The sequence below is a fragment of the Methanoculleus sp. DTU007 genome, assembly GCF_001512385.1.
GTDB classification, from domain to species: domain Archaea; phylum Halobacteriota; class Methanomicrobia; order Methanomicrobiales; family Methanoculleaceae; genus Methanoculleus; species Methanoculleus thermophilus.
The window spans coordinates 17,081-34,698 of record NZ_LFRO01000053.1 but is presented as its reverse complement, the minus strand read 5'-3'; the positions used below and the strand labels follow the sequence as shown (position 1 = coordinate 34,698).

General features: G+C 59.0%; 17 protein-coding genes. 6 read left to right on the top strand and 11 right to left on the bottom strand.

Annotated elements, in window-relative coordinates:
• Nucleotides 1-166: 166 nt before the first annotated feature.
• Together ACI94_RS06145 and ACI94_RS06140 are read right to left on the bottom strand one after the other, a co-directional pair.
• Nucleotides 167-1,147 (bottom strand): hypothetical protein, encoded by a 981-nt coding sequence (locus tag ACI94_RS06145; RefSeq protein WP_066954984.1) that lies wholly within the window; start codon nt 1,145-1,147, stop codon nt 167-169.
• Between the two features lie 133 nt (nt 1,148-1,280).
• Nucleotides 1,281-1,916 (bottom strand): hypothetical protein, encoded by a 636-nt coding sequence (locus tag ACI94_RS06140; RefSeq protein ID WP_066954982.1) that lies wholly within the window; start codon nt 1,914-1,916, stop codon nt 1,281-1,283.
• Nucleotides 1,917-2,095: 179 nt separating this feature from the next.
• Between ACI94_RS06140 and ACI94_RS06135 the strand changes: the two genes are divergently transcribed.
• Nucleotides 2,096-2,509 carry a hypothetical protein gene (locus ACI94_RS06135; RefSeq protein WP_066954979.1) on the top strand — a complete coding sequence of 138 codons (414 nt, stop codon included), beginning with the start codon at nt 2,096-2,098 and terminating at the stop codon, nt 2,507-2,509.
• Nucleotides 2,510-2,527: 18 nt separating this feature from the next.
• On the opposite strand, the gene ACI94_RS06130 is transcribed toward ACI94_RS06135, so the two are convergent.
• A complete protein-coding gene (locus ACI94_RS06130; RefSeq protein WP_286681213.1) occupies nt 2,528-4,963 on the bottom strand; it encodes a DNA-directed DNA polymerase in 2,436 nt (811 codons plus the stop codon).
• Nucleotides 4,964-4,967: 4 nt separating this feature from the next.
• On the bottom strand, nt 4,968-5,834 hold the full coding sequence (locus ACI94_RS06125; protein WP_066955442.1) for a malate dehydrogenase: 867 nt from the start codon (nt 5,832-5,834) through the stop codon (nt 4,968-4,970).
• 201 nt (nt 5,835-6,035) lie between these two features.
• Here ACI94_RS06125 and ACI94_RS06120 point away from each other — a divergent pair, with 201 nt between their 5' ends.
• Together ACI94_RS06120 and ACI94_RS06115 are read left to right on the top strand one after the other, a co-directional pair.
• Nucleotides 6,036-6,923 (top strand): dihydroorotate dehydrogenase, encoded by an 888-nt coding sequence (locus ACI94_RS06120; RefSeq protein WP_066954973.1) that lies wholly within the window; start codon nt 6,036-6,038, stop codon nt 6,921-6,923.
• Entirely contained in the window at nt 6,916-7,680 is a 765-nt protein-coding gene (locus ACI94_RS06115) for a dihydroorotate dehydrogenase electron transfer subunit (protein WP_066954970.1), read from the top strand. Before ACI94_RS06120 ends, ACI94_RS06115 begins: the two co-directional genes overlap by 8 nt.
• 38 nt (nt 7,681-7,718) lie before the next feature.
• Here ACI94_RS06115 and ACI94_RS06110 read toward each other — a convergent pair whose 3' ends face one another.
• From ACI94_RS06110 to ACI94_RS06090, 5 genes are all read right to left on the bottom strand, one after another.
• Nucleotides 7,719-8,738, bottom strand: a complete 1,020-nt coding sequence (locus tag ACI94_RS06110) for a WD40 repeat domain-containing protein (RefSeq protein ID WP_224732749.1) — start codon at nt 8,736-8,738, stop codon at nt 7,719-7,721.
• Between the two features lie 531 nt (nt 8,739-9,269).
• The gene (locus ACI94_RS06105) at nt 9,270-9,899 is read right to left on the bottom strand and encodes a molybdenum cofactor guanylyltransferase (protein ID WP_066954964.1); all 630 of its coding nucleotides are present in this window, start codon (nt 9,897-9,899) and stop codon (nt 9,270-9,272) included.
• A gap of 12 nt (nt 9,900-9,911) precedes the next feature.
• A complete protein-coding gene (locus ACI94_RS06100; protein WP_066954961.1) occupies nt 9,912-10,823 on the bottom strand; it encodes a ketopantoate reductase family protein in 912 nt (303 codons plus the stop codon).
• Between the two features lie 20 nt (nt 10,824-10,843).
• Nucleotides 10,844-11,314: a methylated-DNA--[protein]-cysteine S-methyltransferase gene (locus ACI94_RS06095; protein WP_066954958.1), complete on the bottom strand. Its 471-nt coding sequence runs from the start codon at nt 11,312-11,314 to the stop codon at nt 10,844-10,846.
• Nucleotides 11,302-13,314 carry an ATP-dependent DNA helicase gene (locus ACI94_RS06090; RefSeq protein WP_286681212.1) on the bottom strand — a complete coding sequence of 671 codons (2,013 nt, stop codon included), beginning with the start codon at nt 13,312-13,314 and terminating at the stop codon, nt 11,302-11,304. Before ACI94_RS06090 ends, ACI94_RS06095 begins: the two co-directional genes overlap by 13 nt.
• Nucleotides 13,315-13,512: 198 nt before the next feature.
• On the opposite strand from ACI94_RS06090, the gene ACI94_RS06085 reads away from it, so the two are divergent.
• The 3 genes from ACI94_RS06085 (at nt 13,513) to purB (ending at nt 16,506) form a co-directional block, all read left to right on the top strand.
• On the top strand, nt 13,513-13,773 hold the full coding sequence (locus ACI94_RS06085) for a DUF5654 family protein (protein ID WP_066954952.1): 261 nt from the start codon (nt 13,513-13,515) through the stop codon (nt 13,771-13,773).
• A gap of 47 nt (nt 13,774-13,820) precedes the next feature.
• Nucleotides 13,821-14,876, top strand: coding sequence for a magnesium/cobalt transporter CorA (gene corA / locus ACI94_RS06080; RefSeq protein WP_150468689.1), 1,056 nt, complete (start codon nt 13,821-13,823; stop codon nt 14,874-14,876).
• Nucleotides 14,877-15,231: 355 nt separating this feature from the next.
• The gene (gene purB, locus ACI94_RS06075) at nt 15,232-16,506 is read left to right on the top strand and encodes an adenylosuccinate lyase (protein ID WP_286681211.1); all 1,275 of its coding nucleotides are present in this window, start codon (nt 15,232-15,234) and stop codon (nt 16,504-16,506) included.
• Between the two features lie 18 nt (nt 16,507-16,524).
• On the opposite strand, the gene ACI94_RS06070 is transcribed toward purB, so the two are convergent.
• The gene (locus ACI94_RS06070) at nt 16,525-16,800 is read right to left on the bottom strand and encodes a winged helix-turn-helix domain-containing protein (RefSeq protein WP_048185787.1); all 276 of its coding nucleotides are present in this window, start codon (nt 16,798-16,800) and stop codon (nt 16,525-16,527) included.
• Complete coding sequence (locus tag ACI94_RS06065; protein WP_048185790.1) at nt 16,797-17,447, bottom strand: hypothetical protein; 651 nt, start codon at nt 17,445-17,447, stop codon at nt 16,797-16,799. The genes ACI94_RS06070 and ACI94_RS06065 overlap by 4 nt, the downstream gene beginning before the upstream one ends.
• Nucleotides 17,448-17,618 lie beyond the last annotated feature (171 nt).

Sequence of the window (17,618 nt, the reverse complement as noted above, 5' to 3'; positions counted from 1 at the left end):
CTATCGGTGCTCGAGCTCCGGTCCTTCGGACCGTCGCACTCCCCGTCAGCCCCTCCCCCCAAAATGCGATGCCCCCACGGTCCAGTGCATGGGTTTTTGTATTCGCATTTTTGCCATCGCCCCCCGCCAGGCACAAACACACACCACAAACCCACCAAAAATAGGACTACGCCGCCCCTCCCCCACGGAACGGATAGGCGCCCCTGAGCGCATACAGGATCCCGCCGTAACCGAGGCTGACCGCGATGATCCAAACGATTGCCCCGAGCAGTGGAATGAGGATGAGGATCTGCAGAATCACAAACCCAAGGACGAATACCCACACACGTCCCGGCCTCCACTTCGTCCGTGTGATGATGACGTCTCCAAGGGCGTATGCGACAAAGAGTGACGAGAGCAGCATGGCGACGATAAAGAGCAGGCCCCCAACGAGCGCGATGGGGAGACCGATGATCGTGATCGCGACGATGAGGAGGAGAACCGCTGATACAATGATCGCAACAAACCCGACGATCGTCAGAATGACCGGGCTCCTCTCGATCTGCTGGACCACTGCACCAAACAGGTCTGGGAATCCCCAGATCAGCAGATTCCCAAGGATCAGGAATCCGATTGCAACAAGGATCGAGAAGAGCCCGGGTATTGCGAGTCCTGGGCTCCTCTGCTCTTCAAACGTGACGTTTCCGGCAGTTCCGGTGTTGATGAAGGATCCGGCCGAGACACTGAGATTGCCGAGAACCGATCCTGCGTTGGTGACTTCTCCGGCACTGATGAAAGCGTCACGCTCGATGACGCCACCTTCGCCGATCCTGACCGTGCCACCGGTGATGAGAGCGTTCGTTGCATTTCCGTTCAACTCGATCTCACCACCGGCGGCGAGCACCTTCCCGCCGACGTCACCATTGACAACGAGGGTGCCACCTGCCGCAATGACATCACCCCGGACGGGGGCATCCACCGTCACCGTACCGCCCGCGACCGTCAGACTATCTACGGGGGCTTTGACGGTCACAGACCCACCCGAGGCGACCACATCGTCCGGGATGGGCGTATCAAGCACCAGCGGATCTCCGCCAAGAAAGGTAAGCGCCTGGACCCCTGACGGAATGAGCAGCAGAGAGAGGATGATCAGTAGCAGATGCTTCATACAGCAAGGATAGAAGACTTGCCACAAAAAGGTTCGTGTAACGAGAAGGCAGGTAGTCGACTGATACCCGTTGGAGTGAGGAGAGAGGAGATTGGCCCGCCCATCCCCCGGCAAAAAACGGATAACTCAATCCTCACTTCATCAGGACTGCAAGGCGTCTCTTGAGTTCGGCGATCGCCTCATCCCTCCCGCGAACATCCGAGTTCTGGAGCGAATTGATGTTCTCCTCGATCGATGTGGTGAGCCACTCCTTCGGGACGCCGGATGCCGAGAAGAGCTCCTGCCATTCATCGGCTCCGAACGGGATGACTTTAACCAGTTTGCCGAGGATGTTCCAGTCGACAACCTTGTAATCCTCTCCAGTGCTGGTATCCGCGACCTGTATCGACCGGTCATCGTTGCACCTGAGGACCCGGCCATGAATGACGTAGACACTCACCTCGTTCTTATCGGTGAAAGAGATCTGGACCACATCTCCCGGTTGCGGGCTCTCAGGCACCATGTAGAGAGCGATGTCACCCGGATACATCAGGTCGGGCTCGTACCGGTCTACGATCCCGATGTACCCGGTATCGGAGACATAAAGCCGGAGATACTCCTGGTAGAACTTCCGGACAATCCAGTACACCGCTCCCGGATGGGTCTCTGCAAGCTTGAGGAGGAGATTGTGGATGGCACTCGGAATGCTCTCCGGCCGATTCAGCACCTCACGTGCCAGCCTCTCGTACGCCTCCACAACTCCGGCTTCCATCTGTGTGGCTTCTGTCATACTGACAACCCCCGCCGAATAATATGGGTAGTAACATAAAAGTGTTCCTTCGGGATTTTCTCATACATCGCCCGAACCGGTCGCCACACCGGTATCTGGGAGGGGGACTACCGGGAAGACAAAAGAACTACAATACTTATATTCGACAGAGACCATACAGTAAAGCAGAGGATATTGATATGGGTGGCATAAAGGATTCTACATATCATGATGTCCAGAAGACCCTTATCCGGCGGTTCCCCCCCGGTGAGGGATGGCAGTTCACATGGTCCCCCGCCGGCAGCGTGCAGCCGGAGTGTATGCTCTCCCGCCGGGTCGCCGGCAAGACGGAGCGCGTGGCCGTGAGTGTGAAGATGGCGCCAGAGATTCCAGTGAATGCAGTTAAGGCCCTTCAGGATGCCGCAGACTCCGGCAGGTTCGATAAAGCAGTCCTTGTCGTCCCCTGCGGGGCGGATGTCTCCTGTGTTCCGGAAGGTATCGATATCATGGAGATGCCCAGCTGGCAGGTCGTCGACGGCCGCATCGCCTGGTCAAAGAATATCGAGAGGAGCGCGTTCATCCAGGAAGTGCGCGCAAAAAGGGGTCTCGCGTAAAGAGACCACCCATTTTTCTTACATCCCGAAATCAAAGAGCGTCGTTCTTGAAGGATCGACGTCGTGCCAGTCCCACCCAAGCGGTTCGATGATCCGTGAGAGAGGGCCTTTGAGCGTCTTTTCGAGCATCGTCTCCCAATCGACGACGAACTCCGGCGGCACCTGATCGGCGTACTCAAAACAGACCACATCCGTCCGTGGGTACTTCGCCGTGACGGCCTTGATGTAGACGCGTTTAGGCTTGCTGCCCCGCTTGAAGTCGGTCCCGAGATACTTGTTCGAGTACTTGGCGCCGCGGATATGGGCGTCGTCGTTCTCGTAGTTATCCAGATTCTTCCCGATCCCGCCGGGGATACCGACCTCGTCGAGCGAGTACTCCCCGCGGCGGTACTTCCTGATGACATCACGCAGGTACTTCTGTATATCAGAAAATGCGTCCCCGCGAAGGATCATCTCGATGACGGTTCGCTGCACTTCCCGCGTTATCTGCGGCGAGTCGCTCCGCCGGATCTCGAACCCGACGACATCGATCTCATCGACGTCTTTCCCCTCCTTCCAGACCAGGTGCCCGGCGTAGCGCTTCTTCTTACCTGCCTGGAAGAAGCGGCGGTAGACCTTCTCAAACTTGATGGAGAAGTAGTGTGTCTCGGCACCGAGTTCAGCTCTCGCAAAGTCGCCATAACTCTCGTTAAGCCGCGCCTCAATCGCCCTAGCCCGGGCGATGGTCTCCTCGAGGGTTCCCGGAGGCATCTCGACCATACACGAGTCGGTGTCACCGTAGAGGACCTGATAGCCGAGATCGGTGATGACGTTGCGGGTGTGCCGGATGATCGCCCGGCCGACCGAGGTGACCGCGGACCCGATCTCACGGTCATAGAGCCTGAACCGGGCGTAGCCCGAGACCCCGTAGTAGGAGTTCATGATCACCTTCAGGACGTTCTGCTGGAGATCGTAGAGGACGTACTCCGGGGAGCCGAAAGGATACTGGTTGCGCAGGCGTTTACGGTCATCCCGCTCGCGGAGGAGTTCTGAGAGGATGCTCCGCGTCAATCCGTCGGGCTCCCGGGAGAATCGGATACCGTTTGGAGCACGCAGTTCGCCGTCCGGGTTCTTCGTCTCGGGCGAGGCGTTGATCGTCATCATCGCCATAGGGTAGAGTGATTTTAAGTCGAGGACCACCACGTTCTCCCGTAGACCGATGGTCGGTTCAAAGACGGTCGCGCCCTCAAACTCGTCCCCCGCGGCGAGTCCCTTGGAGGGGAGGACAAACCTGCCAAAAGCCTTCCGAAGAACGTAGATATCGATGACGTTTGACGAGTTCAGTGTTCTATCGAGCGGGCATCCGACATACCGGGCGATCTCCCGGTAAAACTCGATGATATTGTTCTTTTTATCGATCCCGACACAGAGTTCGACGTCCCGGCAGTTGTAATCGACAAGCCGTGCAGGGTCGGAGCGCCAGAGCGATGTGACCGTTCCGCTGTAGCGGATCTTCGTCACCCCGAGTTCGTCTTCGGCGATAGCATCGAGCCGGTAGGACTCCTTCTGGGCCTGGTGCATCTTCCGGTAGGCGGCGAGGAGATCGAAGATTGCCCGTCCGCGAATGGCGTCACGCATGGTCTGACCGGGTAGGCGTGCGAGATCCTCGCCCCGGAGCTTGAGCACAGCCATCCGTTGCAGGATGTAAGGGATATCGAACTCCACAAAGTTCCAGCCTGAGAGGATGTCCGGGTCGTGTTCCCTGATGTACTCGATGAGCCCTAGAAGCATCGCCTTCTCGTCCGGGTAACGGATGACACGGTGACGCTCATTGGTGCGGAGCTGCGGATCCTCGACGGGTGCACTGCCCGGCACGCCGCCGGGCTGCCAGAGAAGGGTTGTATACTCCTCATCAAAAGAGTCCCAGCAGGTGATGCAGATGATGGGGTCACGCTCAGCCTCAGGAAAACCATTCTCGTCCACGCACTCGATATCCATGATACAGGTGCGTGCTGGAGCAGAAACATCACACGGAACGAGTTCGCGGTAGTCTATGGTGGTGACCCCGGCGGGGAGTTCCACGCCTGCGGAGAGACCGCAGTCTATCATGAATCGGGTGGCAAACGGGATGTCTGCCTCAAAGTGAGGCTGGTAGTGGTCACGGATCTCTCGCACGTCGCTTGGGCGCCGGGTATAGAGCCGCCGCAACGGTTCGCCGTGGATGGAGTAATACACCTTCTCCGACTCCACCTCGGCGATCAGCGGGGGGAGTTCTTTTTTGTCCACCTGCGCCACGGGGGCGTAGAAGTAGGGCCGAAAATCGGTGACGTCGATCCTCGCTGCATTCCCCAAAGGATCCCGGCCGAAGATATGGATGATCGGAGTATCGACACCAACGCTGTACTCGACCTGGTGGATGGCGATCCGGGTCTTTCCAAAGTCGTCCAGGGTTGTCGGAATATCTGACTCTTGCATAGAATTAACCATCAAGTCTCCTGCAGAGGTCCTGCACAAATGCTCCTGCCTCGGCCATCTTCGCCTCCTCCCATGGGTCGAGGTCCCATTCCTCGATACCAATAACCCCCTCACGGCCAATTCTCGCGGGGACACCGAGGGAGCACCCGGAGAAGCCGTATTCGCCATCCAGCACGCACGAACAGGGGAGCAGTTCACGCCGGTCCTCAAGGATCGCCCGGATCAGCATGGTGATGTGATAGGCCGGGCCAAAGACCGTGCCGCCCTTGCCGCGGATCACCTCCATGCTTGCACCCCGCATCCGGGAGAGGATTGCTTCCCGCTCCTCAACGCCGACGTTCACACCGGTCCTCGAGAAGAGGGGCACCTGGTGCTCCCCGTGCTCTCCGATAACCCAGGCGGGCCCGGATACCCCGGCTTCATTGAGATAAGTTGCAAGACGGGCGCTATCGAGTTGACCGCCAAACCCGATGCACCGCTGCCGATCAACGCCCATCATCTTCCAGAGGCCGTAGTTGTTTGCATCCATGGGGTTTGTGATGGTGATGACTACGCCGTCAAATCCACGCAAGAACTCGCTGCAACGCTTCACCACCGGCACATTGGCTTCGAGAAGGTCCGCCCGTGTCTTTATCTCGGGCGTCCGTGGGGTGCCCGCCGCAAATACGAAGATATCGGCCTCCCGCATCGCCGCCGTATCGGTAGAGATCGTGACATCGATTCCCGTATGCTGCAGGTCAAGCACCTGTGCCTGTAGAAGGGGCTCGTAGACGTCGTAAACGACGATCTCGTCAGCGAGACCGAGCACGGCAGAGAGGAACGCCGTCTCACCCCCCACCTTTCCTACACCTAATATTGCGAGCGAGGTCATAGTATCGATCCAGATCCTAATATCCAAGATTATGCGCGCAAAGAGATCACGCTTCACGGAGAATAACGATCCGGCAGGGAAAAGGGACGTCTTACCGCCTTCCGTATCGTCATCTGGGCTCCGGAGAGCGAAAGCTCACTTCTTCTTTGTTAGTACACTTGGCGCGAGAATATAATAATACTCTACTCCCATCTTTTTTCAATGGTTGCGCTTTATCCTGGCCCTATCGAGGTTGGTGGTATCCAATTGAAGAACCATCTTCTGCTGGCGGCCGGCATCCTCGGAACCACCGGGGCGTCGCTCGCCCGGATCCTGCAGAACGGTGCGGGAGGCGTGGTCACGAAGTCCATCGGCCCGAGCCCAAAGGTTGGGCATCCGGGACCCTGCCTCGTCGTCGTCGACGGCGGGATCATCAACGCCATGGGTCTTCCGAACCCCTCGACTGCGTTCGTAGATGAACTGGCTGTCCTCCACGGCGAGCCGGTGATCGTGAGCATCTTCGGGGGAACGCCGGAAGAGTTTCGGACGGTCGCCGGGTGGTTCGTCGGGAAGGCCTCGGGATTCGAGTTAAACCTCTCCTGCCCCCACGCGGAGGGGTATGGGGCGGCAATCGGGAGCGACCCGGCTCTCGTGGAGGAGTGCACGAGGGCGGTGGCCTCCCTCGGGGTCCCTACATGGGTGAAACTCACGCCAAACGTCACTGATATCACCGAGATCGGGGCGGCCGCGGAGCGCGGCGGGGCGGATGCGATCGTTGCGATAAACACGGTGAAGGCAATGCGGATCTCGACGGCTCTCCGCCGGCCGGTGCTCGGGAACCGCTTTGGAGGGCTCTCAGGGAAGGCGATCTTCCCCATCGCCGTTCGGTGCGTCTACGATCTCTACGAGTCCTGCTCCATCCCGATCATCGGGTGCGGTGGGGTCTCCACCGCCGATAACGTCATCGAGATGATGATGGCCGGGGCAAGTGCCGTTGAGATCGGGAGCGCTATCATCGACGACATCAGTATCTTTGCCACGATTGCAGAGGATCTCTACAGTCCAGACGGGATCGACGCACGTGAGATTGTGGGGTGCGCCCATGCATGAACAGATGCCCCATGGGGTTAAAATAACAGAGATTGTAGAGGAGACACCGTCTATTAAGACGTTTATCTTCGACCGAGAGATCGTTGCCCGGCCGGGGCAGTTCGTGATGGTCTGGGTGCCTGGTGTGGATGAGATCCCGATGGCCCTCTCCACGCCGTCCTCGATAACCGTCCAGAAGGTGGGGGACGCAACCGCTGCCCTCTTTGCCATGCACGAGGGCGATAAGATAGGTCTCCGGGGCCCATACGGAAATGGATTTGCGGTCTCGGGGCGGACGCTTGTTGTCGCCGGCGGCGTCGGTGCTTCCCCGCTTCTTTCGCTCATCACGGCAGGGCAGGCGGATACCGTCCTCCTCGGCGCACGAACGGCCCGAGAACTCCTCTTTGCGGATAAGATACGTGATTATGCGACGCTGATGGTCGCGACCGACGACGGCACCGCCGGCCATCACGGGTTCGTGACCGAACTCATATCCAGAGTGGACCTCGCTGATTTCGCCCACATCTGCGTCTGCGGGCCCGAACCCATGATGAGGGCGGTGCTCGCCATCCTTGACCGGGAAGGGTGTGCCGAACGGGGACAGTTCTCTCTTCACCGTTACATGAAGTGCGGAGTAGGTCTCTGCGGCTCGTGCTGTATCGACCCGCACGGCCTGCGGGTCTGCAGAGACGGCCCCGTCTTCACCGGAGATCTCCTGCTCGAGAGCGAGTTTGGACACCATGCACGCGATGCAAGCGGGAGCAAACATAAGATCTAGCCACCCAACCAAAAAACCAAAAAGCCTGGAGAGGGGGATCAGGCTATGAAATCCTTCTGCGGCTCCAGGAGGAGGGAGATGACGTTTTCCACGCATCCAAGCACCATTGAGGCAAACGAGACATCTCCCTCTGAGATCTGAGCATTTGCCCCGACAACGCCCTCAGAGGTATCATTTTCGGTTGGGACTGGTGTCGCGTTATTCTCCGCTGGAGTGGGGAATTCACCCGGATCTTCCGTTACCTCTTCCGGCTCCTCGCTCTTGAGCAGGGCAGCATCCCGCGTGAAGAGACGGACGAACCGATCACTCCCCCCGACAACCAGGAACGTGCCATCAGGCGTCGCAGCAATCGAATCCGCACGGCTGTTGAGGGTGATCTCCTGGATCTTGCTTCCCGTGCGGTTGAGGACATAGACCGTCCGGCCGGACGCCGCGAAGACCTCTCGGGCCTCGTTTGTCAGCGCCGTCGAGAGGACGGCATCGTTGGTGGGGTACTTCCAGAGATGCTCCCCCTGCCCTGTGGAGAGGTAAACACACCGGTCAAGCGACCCTGCTGCGACGAATCGGCCGTCCGGGGTGAGGGCGACCCCTCCGAGGGGCTTTCCAGTACCGTAACTCCAGGACTCTCCTTGCCGGCTATTGAGATAGTAGACTCCGTGGTTATCGCAACCGACAACAATAACGCGGCCGTTATCCGATATTGCAATACTGTGAGTATCGGTCCCCATATCATAGTCCCAGAGAGTCTTCTTATTCTTGTCAAAAAGATAGACCGCACCATTATCGCACCCGGCAGCGATGTACGTGCCGTTAGACGAGATTGCCACGTCATTGTAGACAAACCTCGTCTTTTCAGTCCAGAGCAGGTCTCCGCCTCTCTCAAAGAGATAGAGTTTATCAGCACCGACACCGATGTATGCCCCTTCAGGCGATATTCCGACACCTTTTACTCGCGAACCGACAGTAGTCTTCCAGAGAACGGTTCCATCCTGATCCAGAAGGTATACCATCGAGCCTGCACTGGCAACGACGAGAGATCCGTCCCGTGTGATTGCCACAGAACTCACGGCATCGTTGACCCCTCTCTCCCATAGAGGGGCATAGGTCTGCTCCGCAGCAGAAGCCAACCCGCACAGAACAGCAACAAGACAGCACAATAGCAGGAATGATGTAGCAAGCCTGCTGGCCCGGGATCTGCGGATCGGGAATGCGGCGGGCTCCGCGCTCACCGGATCTCCCCGACCTCTGAGAGTAGAGAATACCGGAATCACTTCCCCCGATGACATCAGACCCAGACTTATCAGAGAAGACATATATTCTTTTGGGAAATCATGCCTGCTCCAAACCCCCGGCCGATTATAACTCGCGCCCGTCATTCCGTTTCATATGCAAGGGGCGTTCCGGGTATCCCGGATAAACTATAGAAGAGTGATCGGTTCAGCAAAGGGGATCCGTGAAGCCCGGCTCCTGGACCCTGATGGGTGATAGGATTGAGGATGCCGAAGCGTGAATCCGTTTCTATTTCCTGTGCGAAGTATGCCGGAATCTCGCCCGGGGCAATACAATAGGGTGAAAAAATACCGGCCCGCTCACGGCGAGGACTGCCCGGTCCCATCGACTTCACAATGCCTCTCGGACCGGTCAATCGACTCCAGGTCTTCCAGGTTATTGATGTTTGTGAACGTCAGCAGGTCAGGATCGATCTGCCGGATCGCCTCCACGCTCACATACCGGGTGTTCAGGCTCCAGATCATCGGCCGGAGAGAGAGTGATTCATGCTCCTCCAGGTATTCAATCAACGCACTACGTCGGTAGACCGCATGGAGCGGCTCGAGCATATCGGCGTTCCAGCTGGGAATGGCAGCATCGTACCCGACTGCAGCATCAAAGAGCATCTCCACCACTCCCGGGTGAACACAGGGCATATCACAGGCGGCAACGAAGATATACTCGCCATGTACTGCGAGTGTTCCCGCATGCAGGCCGCCGATGGGACCAAGACCCTGCCGGATGTCCGATGTGCACCTGACGCCCTGGAGGTGGCTAAATCGTTCGCACTGCTCGGGGTCGCGTGCAACTACCACAATCTCGTCCACTACTTCCCGCAGAGTATCGATGAGACGTTCGATGAACGTCTTGCCCTGGAACGTGAAGAAATACTTCTCCCGTCCACCAGCACGCCGTGCCGCACCTCCAACGAGAACAATCGCAGACCGCATACCGCACTACCTTTAGAGACGTTCCCGGAAACGGATCAATTCAGCGATACAGGAGTTATAGGGTGCATCGATTCCGTGTTTCCGGGCGAAAGTCACTATCGCGCCGTTCATGAAATCGATCTCCGTTCTCCGTCCGAGGGAGAGGTCCTGAAGCATCGACGAATGATGGGCGGCCGTCGCCGGGAGCTGACGGGTCCGGAGATACTCTAAGTACGCCTCCGGCGTCTTCCAGGGAAGGGAGACACCCTCGGCATCAACCACCCGATAGGCCTCCTTGACGATCTCGGTGACGATCGTCCAGGCATGCGGATCGGTGAGCGCACCGTAAGGGACATTCATCACAGCGCCCAGCGGGTTTAATGCGCAGTTATAGAGAGTCTTCGACCATATATCGGCCCTGATACTATCGGTCGCCTCCGCCTTGATGCCGGCCTTCCTGATGAGGGCCGCAAGGGATTCGACTGCTTCGTCAGTGCCGGATGGATACCGCCCCAGTTTCATAGGCGCCGCCTCGACCGAGACATGGACCGATGCATCGCCCCGCCACTCGAACCCGGTGATGATCATGCCGCCGATCATCCGGTCGGTGAACCGCCCGATGATCTCCTCGTTTCCGATCCCGTTCTGGAGGCTCACGACCTCGCGCCCCTTGATAGCATCAGCAAACTGGCGGCATATCGCCTCGGTATCGGTCGATTTTGAGGTGATGATGTAGTAGTCTGCCTCCTGCCATGCGCTCGGCAGGTCGTCAGAACAGCTGAAGCGGTATGTACCCTCCCCCCAGATTCCAGTCAGCAGAAAACCCCGTTCACGTATCGCGTCGGCATGCCGCCTCCTGGCAACGGCATGGACCTCCGCGACACGGGACAATTTTGCGGCAACGGTCAGGCCGACCGCCCCTGCACCCAGGACTGCGATCTTCATTCCAATATACTATGGCGGAGTTACCTGTTAACTCCTCTCCTCTGCGGTGTGGAGCGCCCCGACACCCGACGCTCCATCTCGAGCAATGCTTCCTTGATTGACAAGTCGGGAGAGAACCCGCCTAGCCCGGTCTTTGCAACGACCCGATGGCAGGGCACCACGAGCGGGGTTGGATTTCTTGCCATTGCCGATCCGACTGCCCGGGGTGCGGTCCCGACAACCCGGGCAATATCGCCGTAGGTGACGGTCTCACCATAAGGAACCGCACAGACGGCACGATAGATCCTCGCAAAGGTCGAGTCCCCCTCGGTTGCGATACTCCGAAGCGAGGTGGGATCTGCCGGCTGTCCGGCACAGTAACGCAGGATCACCTCGGGAACTGGACCCGGTACTCCCGTGGGGGCAAACCGTACCCGGTAGACGAGGTCGCCCTGCCATGCCACATGGACGTACCATAGGCCAAATCGACACGACCCGGTCAAGATCGCCATCTACCTGCCTCCATTTTGAAGACGTCGATGGTGCACGCGGTCATCTCCCCCTGCATCCACGGCGGCAACCCGGCGTGAACCCGGGGCTCAAGGAACCGCTTCTCTCCAAGGACGAGAATACCCCGATCCTCTGGCGTCCGGAGCACTCTCCCGAGCGCCTGCAGGGCACGGTTGATTGCCGGGAGGGTGTAACTGATGAACTCACCCTCCTCACCGAACTTCATCTTAAAGTAGTCGATAACCATCCGGCGGACGCGGTTGAACGGAGCAAGCGGAAGACCGATGACAAGCGCTCCAGAGAGCATCTCACCCCGGTAGTCCAGGCCCTCGCTCCATTTCCCGCCGCAGACTGCAAAGAGAACGCCAGAGCGGCCAGTCCCCGGAAGACCCATGAACTCCCGGAGCATCGCCGCGGCTGCGGCGGGATCCTTGGGCTCGACATAGATCTGCTTGCCCCTGATTCTTGGGGCGCATCGGTCTGCAAATGTGTTGAGCAGGTCGTACGACGGGAAGTAGAACGCAAGGTTGCCTGGAAGGCGGGCAAACGTGAGGATGTAGTCCTCAGTCCGGGCAAGGTTCTGAGCGTCCCGGCGCATTGAGTAGGCAGTGGTGATATCGCTGGCACAGAAGATGCGGCGGTTCTCCGGAGGAAATGAGTTCGGGAGCGATAGCGTCGTGACGGGGAGATCGCCGAAATAGTAGCGGCGGTAACTCTCGATGGGGGAGAGTGTTCCGGATATCAGGACGCAGCAGGCATGCGCCTGGGCGATCTCCTGGAGTTTGTTGCTCGGGTCGATGTTTCGCACCCCAAGCGCCACTGTGCCATCGTCATCCTTCCGGTAGACCGTAAGGTAGGCAGGGTCGGAAGCGGACCGGAAGATCCGGTAGAAGAACTCGGTCAGCCGCTCGATCGCGCTCTCCCTGAACTCGCCCGCCTGCATGTTCTTCTCACGGATCCCCTCACTGATCTTGAGGAGGTCGTCAACGACATCCTCCATGCGCCGATAGAGCGTGCCGGAGAGGACCATCCGCTGGAAGATGGCAGGATCAAACCAGTCCTCAGCCTCAAGCGAGGCTTTAAGCGCCTCCATGAATCGAGTGATCTGCGGCAGGATCTGACTGATCGCGTCCGCCTGATGCTGGGACCGGCGTCGCCCGGCAAGTTCGTGTTCGGCCTGGACGATATCGCGCTCCTCGATCGTCACACTCTCGATGCTCTGGACAACGTCGCCACAGTTGTGGGCCTCATCGATGAGCAGCATGGCATCGTGCCCTTCAACTCCGAGCGACTGGTAGAGCTGCTCCCGGATGGTATCATCAAAGAGATGGTAGAAGTTCACGAGCACCACATCGGCATCCCGGGCAGCGTGCATCATCGTATCGTACGGGCAGATATTGCCGCAAAACTCGGCAAGTTGGTCAGGCCAGATCAACTCGGTGCTCACCCGCTCGGCCCGGACGCGCAGGGCAGCCGACGGGACCATCTTCAGCCCGGCGTCTCCGGTCTCAACAAACGATTTGCCTTGAATAAAGTACGGGCAGATAAGCGGGTGGTCCGGATCCATCTTCCGAATCTGCTGTTTTATCTGGCGGTCGTTTGCCGGAACGAGCGATCCTTTCTGCGCTCGCTCCCGCATCAGCGCCGTCGAGAAGGCCTTGACGCCCTCACACCGCCGGTAAACGTCCCCCTCGCCGCCAAGCGGGCACATGCCGGACTTGCCGATGAGGTAGGCAAACTTGAGGCCGCCACGCTTCTTCCGGATGAGATCGAGCTCGCGCATGAATGTGGCAAGTTGACTGATAGTCCTCACGGCGACGAGCACTTTCCGTCCCCGGCTCTCTGCAAGGAGCGCGGAGACCACACTCGACTTGCCGCTCCCGGTCGGTGCATCAATCATGGCGATGCCGCCGTCGCGCGCGACAGACGCCGCCACTTCGAGCATCTTGCGCTGGTGTGGCCGGTACTCCCGGTACGGGAACCAGTCGTCGAGGGTATCCATTGCGTTATAACGTCGACGGCTGACATCAATGTTGTTTGGGTGCCCGGGGTGAAAGTGATGTGAGGCCGGACTTACGGGACTCGATCGTGGGAGAAGAAACCCGCTCGCCGGGAACGCCCCCCCAACGGCACACAGCAGGCGCCCGCCCCCGAAAGTATTATACTACCGACCGTGCTTTCCTCCCATTGGAGGGATTGCATGTCGCTCAAGGCTGAGATTATTGACAAAATTGCGGCCCTAGTCACGGCTGCATTCGGACTGGTCGCCGCTCTCGCATGGAACGGCGCCATCCAGGAACTCTTCTCACTCATCTTCGGTGAACAGAGCACGCTCGTTGCGATGCTGGTGTACGCCATCGTCGTGACCATCATCGCGGTGATCGTGGTGATCCTGATTGGACGCGCCGCAGCGAAGGCAAAGAGAGAAGACGAGAGAGTAAGTGAGGGATTAAAGCGGTGATCCGGGATCACCCCACTTTTTAGACGACCATTTGAACGATATATCCGATGAGTCCGCGTGAGAACGAGAGAGGAGGACAGGAGTCGGCCCTAGAGAGGTCCATCCATACCAACACTTCCCGAGCACGACAGGTTACCGTCACGATCGTCGATTACGACGCCTCGCACCTCGACGAGCGGACTGCCACCCGACCCGCCGAGATCCCGGCCCCTACCACCCCCCCGACAGTCACGTGGATCGATGTTGACGGCATCCACGATGCCGGGATGCTTCAGGCAATCGGAGATGCCATCGGGATCCACCCCTTGACGCTTGAGGACATCGCGAACACCCGCCAGCGCCCGAAGATCGAAGATTATGGCGATTATCTCTACGTTGCGATTCGGAGGCTCTCCCCGAACGGCGATGGTGAGTTTGTGAGCGAACTGGTCAGCCTGGTACTAGGGGAAGGTTACGTCGCGTCGTTCCAGGAGCAGCCGGGTGACGTCTTTCTTCGCGTTCGGGAGCGCCTGCGGACCGGGGCAGGGAGGCTTCGGAGCGAGGGACCGGATTACCTCTTCTACGTGCTGCTTGACGCAGTCGTTGACGGGTATTTCACTGTGATCGAGGACTTCGGGGAACGCATCGAGGCGGTCGAGGAGGAGGTGGTGGCGGATCCCGACAGGAGGACCCTCCAGGCAATATACGCCCTAAAGCGTTCCTTGATCGCCCTCCGGCGGTCTGCCTGGCCTCTCCGCGACGTGGTGGCGGAACTTGAGCGGGGGGAGTCGTCCCTGATCCAGGAATCGACACGCGCCTACTTCCGCGACGTCTACGACCATACCATAGAGGTCGCCGAGACCGTGGAGACCTACCGGGATATGATGTCGGGAACCCTCGACGTCTACCTCTCGACCCAGAGCAGCCGGACGAACGAGATCATGAAGGTCCTCACGATCATCGCCACCATCTTCATCCCGCTCACCTTCATCGCCGGGGTCTACGGTATGAACTTCGATATGCCGGAGGTCCGCCACCCCTGGGGCTACCCGATCGCCCTTGCTTCAATGGCGGCGGTCGCCGGGGTGATGCTCCTCTATTTCAAAAGGAAAGGGTGGATCTGAAAGGATAGGGCGTTCGGAGCCCGGATCTGCCATCCTGGAGCGAAACTAGCGGAGCACTCCAAAGACCTGCTAACAACCGGCGTGATGGATCTGCCATACCCTCAAACCAGATTACCCGCCCAGCCGAGATCACGACGCTCCTCACAATCACCGCGGCCATCATTACCACCTGAGTGTATCGCTTGAAAACTCCCCTGGGTATCCCTTCGTCGTGCATACGTCTCGCGATGACACACCCTCTCTCGGGACGGCGGCGATATTCCTTGAGAGCACGCGAGCATGACGCCGGTTCGCGGGCGACCTCCGGTGCGCCACGACCCCTTTTTTAACGCGGCAGAGCAAACAGGTACCAACTATGGCAATCCATCCTATTGACTACCGGTACGGCACTCCCGAGATGCGTGCCGTCTGGAGTGAGGAGAACCGGTTCCGGGCGATCGTCATGGCCGAAGTGGCGCTGGCCCGGGCTGAAGCGGTGCACGGGCTCATTCCGCGCGAGGATGCCGAGACGATTGCGGCCTGCGCAGGCAAGGCAAGTCTAGAGAGGGCGAAGGAGATCGAGGCCGAGATCAACCACGATATGATGGCGATCGTCAAAGCCGTCACAGAGGTCTGCGGCGATGCCGGGCGATGGATCCACTACGGGGCAACATCGAACGATATCCTGGATACGGCGACCGCATTGCAGCTCCGCGATAGCCTCGCGCTCATCGAGGAGAAACTCGGCAAACTCCTCTGCGTGCTTCTCGCCCGGAGTGCGGAGACGAAGAACCTCGTCTGCGCCGGGCGGACACATGGGCAGATCGGGGTTCCCACGACCTACGGCCTCCGGTTCGCGATCTGGGCAAGCGAGGTCTCCCGGCACATCGAACGACTCCGCCAGATGCGCCCCCGCCTCCTCGTCGGGCAGCTCACGGGAGCGGTGGGCACCCAGGCAGCGCTCGGAGAAGCGGGCATAGCAGTCCAGGAGACGATGATGGAGTTTCTCGGGCTCCAGCCGGTGGACGTCTCTAACCAGATTATAGCGCGGGACCGCTACGCGGAGTACTTCATGTTCCTTGCAAACGTCGCGACCACGCTTGACAAGATCGGGCTAGAGATCCGTCTGATGCAGCGCTCCGAGATAGGGGAGCTTGCCGAGGCGTTCGGCAAGAAGCAGGTGGGCTCGAGCACGATGCCCCACAAGAGAAACCCGATCAAGAGCGAGCAGGTCTGCGGCCTTGCCCGAATTGTGCGATCCTCGGTTGAACCGGCTCTGTTAAACAACGTACTCTGGGACGAGCGCGACCTGACAAACTCCTCCCCCGAGCGGGTGCTCTTCCCCGAAGCCTCGGTGCTGACCGACCATATCCTCAAGGTGATGATCGGCGTACTGGAGGGGCTTGAATTCAATAAGGAGAATATCAGGAGGAACCTGATGTTGCTCCGGGGCGTGAACCTTGCCGAGTCGGTGATGATCGAGCTCACCAAGCGGGGCATGAACCGGCAGGATGCTCACGAGGTAATGCGGACGGCGAGCCTGCAGGCCCTCGCCGAAGACCGCGATCTCGCCGAGGTGCTCGGTGAGCGGCCCGAGGTCACGGCATTCGTCACCCGCGAGGANNAGAAACTCACGCCGCTCTGCCGGTGAAGGGGTTTCGGACGCCCTTCATAGTTTGAACCGGGGAGGGGCATCGAAGAGTTTTCGATAGAGCGAGCTGAAGAGCGCGGTGTACTCCCCGGCCTTCTCGGTGGCGACGTACCGGGTCTTGTCCCCCTCTACCACTTCAACGAGATACTCTTTTTCCACGAGAAACCGGAGATACTCCTGGCCGGTCTTTGAGTTCAGGTCGCACCGGTTGATGATGGCGGTAAACGACTGGGGCGTTCTGCAGAAAACAAGGATCTCCCAGTAGATCTCGAAAGCCGTCCTGCGCCCGCTCATCGTCGATCCAGCTCCAGCGTTTCTTTCAGGAGAGCCTCGGACCCCTCGATCTCGCCAAGCCGCTCGTCCCAGACTTTCGCGAACCGGGAGAAATAGTAGGAGGAGGCAAGGCTGACCAGAGCGACCCCGAGCGTGAGGAGCATGAACGGGAGGACCAGGTAGTTGTTGATGGTGAAGGAGATGCCGTCCGTCGAGACAGAGAGGTGTTCCAGGCTGCCGAGGATCCCGAGGAGAAACGAGCAGACGCCGCCGAGCGTGCAGACCAGGATCATGGTGCGGACGGTTGCGCGGTTGTCGCGGTAGTGGGCGAGCATGCTTACGATGAGACGGGTGAGAGCCTCGTCCGGGACCTCGCCTCCCATCCCGTCGAGGTCGTCCTTGATCGTCTCGATCCCTTCGAAGACCCCGATGCTGGCGAGAATCCAGCGCAAGCCTGTAAGAACGGCAACAAGTGCGATGAACAGGACGACCGGGGAATAGATTACGTACAGCGCGGTAGAGAAGGTCTCGTACATGGAAACCGCCTCTCCGACGAGCACGCTGATGCCGAAGGCCATCACGAGGGCGGCAAAGACGATGTTCGCGACAGTAACAACATAGAAGTGCCGGATCTCGCTTCTGAACCGGGCGAGTGCTGATTCGTGCATGGAGGTTTTCACCGGTCTATCTATCTATTTGCGTTCTGCAAATAAAGAGAATGAAACTAAGATACGTATCGGTGTTTCGCAGGGATATCCGACGCGAACAGCCGATACCGGCCGACCCCTTGCCCAAAATAGAATAACGAGACGGGAGTCGGATCAGAACAGAGCGCGGCA

Excerpts from the sequence above, each read along its gene's own strand:
- ACI94_RS06145 (WP_066954984.1), bottom strand. The coding sequence starts at position 1,147 with ATGAAGCATCTGCTACTGATCATCCTCTCTCTGCTGCTCATTCCGTCA.
- ACI94_RS06140 (WP_066954982.1), bottom strand. The coding sequence starts at position 1,916 with ATGACAGAAGCCACACAGATGGAAGCCGGAGTTGTGGAGGCGTACGAG.
- ACI94_RS06135 (WP_066954979.1), top strand. The coding sequence starts at position 2,096 with ATGGGTGGCATAAAGGATTCTACATATCATGATGTCCAGAAGACCCTT.
- ACI94_RS06130 (WP_286681213.1), bottom strand. The coding sequence starts at position 4,963 with ATGCAAGAGTCAGATATTCCGACAACCCTGGACGACTTTGGAAAGACC.
- ACI94_RS06125 (WP_066955442.1), bottom strand. The coding sequence starts at position 5,834 with ATGACCTCGCTCGCAATATTAGGTGTAGGAAAGGTGGGGGGTGAGACG.
- ACI94_RS06120 (WP_066954973.1), top strand. The coding sequence starts at position 6,036 with ATGGTTGCGCTTTATCCTGGCCCTATCGAGGTTGGTGGTATCCAATTG.
- ACI94_RS06115 (WP_066954970.1), top strand. The coding sequence starts at position 6,916 with ATGCATGAACAGATGCCCCATGGGGTTAAAATAACAGAGATTGTAGAG.
- ACI94_RS06105 (WP_066954964.1), bottom strand. The coding sequence starts at position 9,899 with ATGCGGTCTGCGATTGTTCTCGTTGGAGGTGCGGCACGGCGTGCTGGT.
- ACI94_RS06100 (WP_066954961.1), bottom strand. The coding sequence starts at position 10,823 with ATGAAGATCGCAGTCCTGGGTGCAGGGGCGGTCGGCCTGACCGTTGCC.
- ACI94_RS06095 (WP_066954958.1), bottom strand. The coding sequence starts at position 11,314 with ATGGCGATCTTGACCGGGTCGTGTCGATTTGGCCTATGGTACGTCCAT.
- ACI94_RS06090 (WP_286681212.1), bottom strand. The coding sequence starts at position 13,314 with ATGGATACCCTCGACGACTGGTTCCCGTACCGGGAGTACCGGCCACAC.
- ACI94_RS06085 (WP_066954952.1), top strand. The coding sequence starts at position 13,513 with ATGTCGCTCAAGGCTGAGATTATTGACAAAATTGCGGCCCTAGTCACG.
- corA (WP_150468689.1), top strand. The coding sequence starts at position 13,821 with ATGAGTCCGCGTGAGAACGAGAGAGGAGGACAGGAGTCGGCCCTAGAG.
- ACI94_RS06070 (WP_048185787.1), bottom strand. The coding sequence starts at position 16,800 with ATGAGCGGGCGCAGGACGGCTTTCGAGATCTACTGGGAGATCCTTGTT.
- ACI94_RS06065 (WP_048185790.1), bottom strand. The coding sequence starts at position 17,447 with ATGCACGAATCAGCACTCGCCCGGTTCAGAAGCGAGATCCGGCACTTC.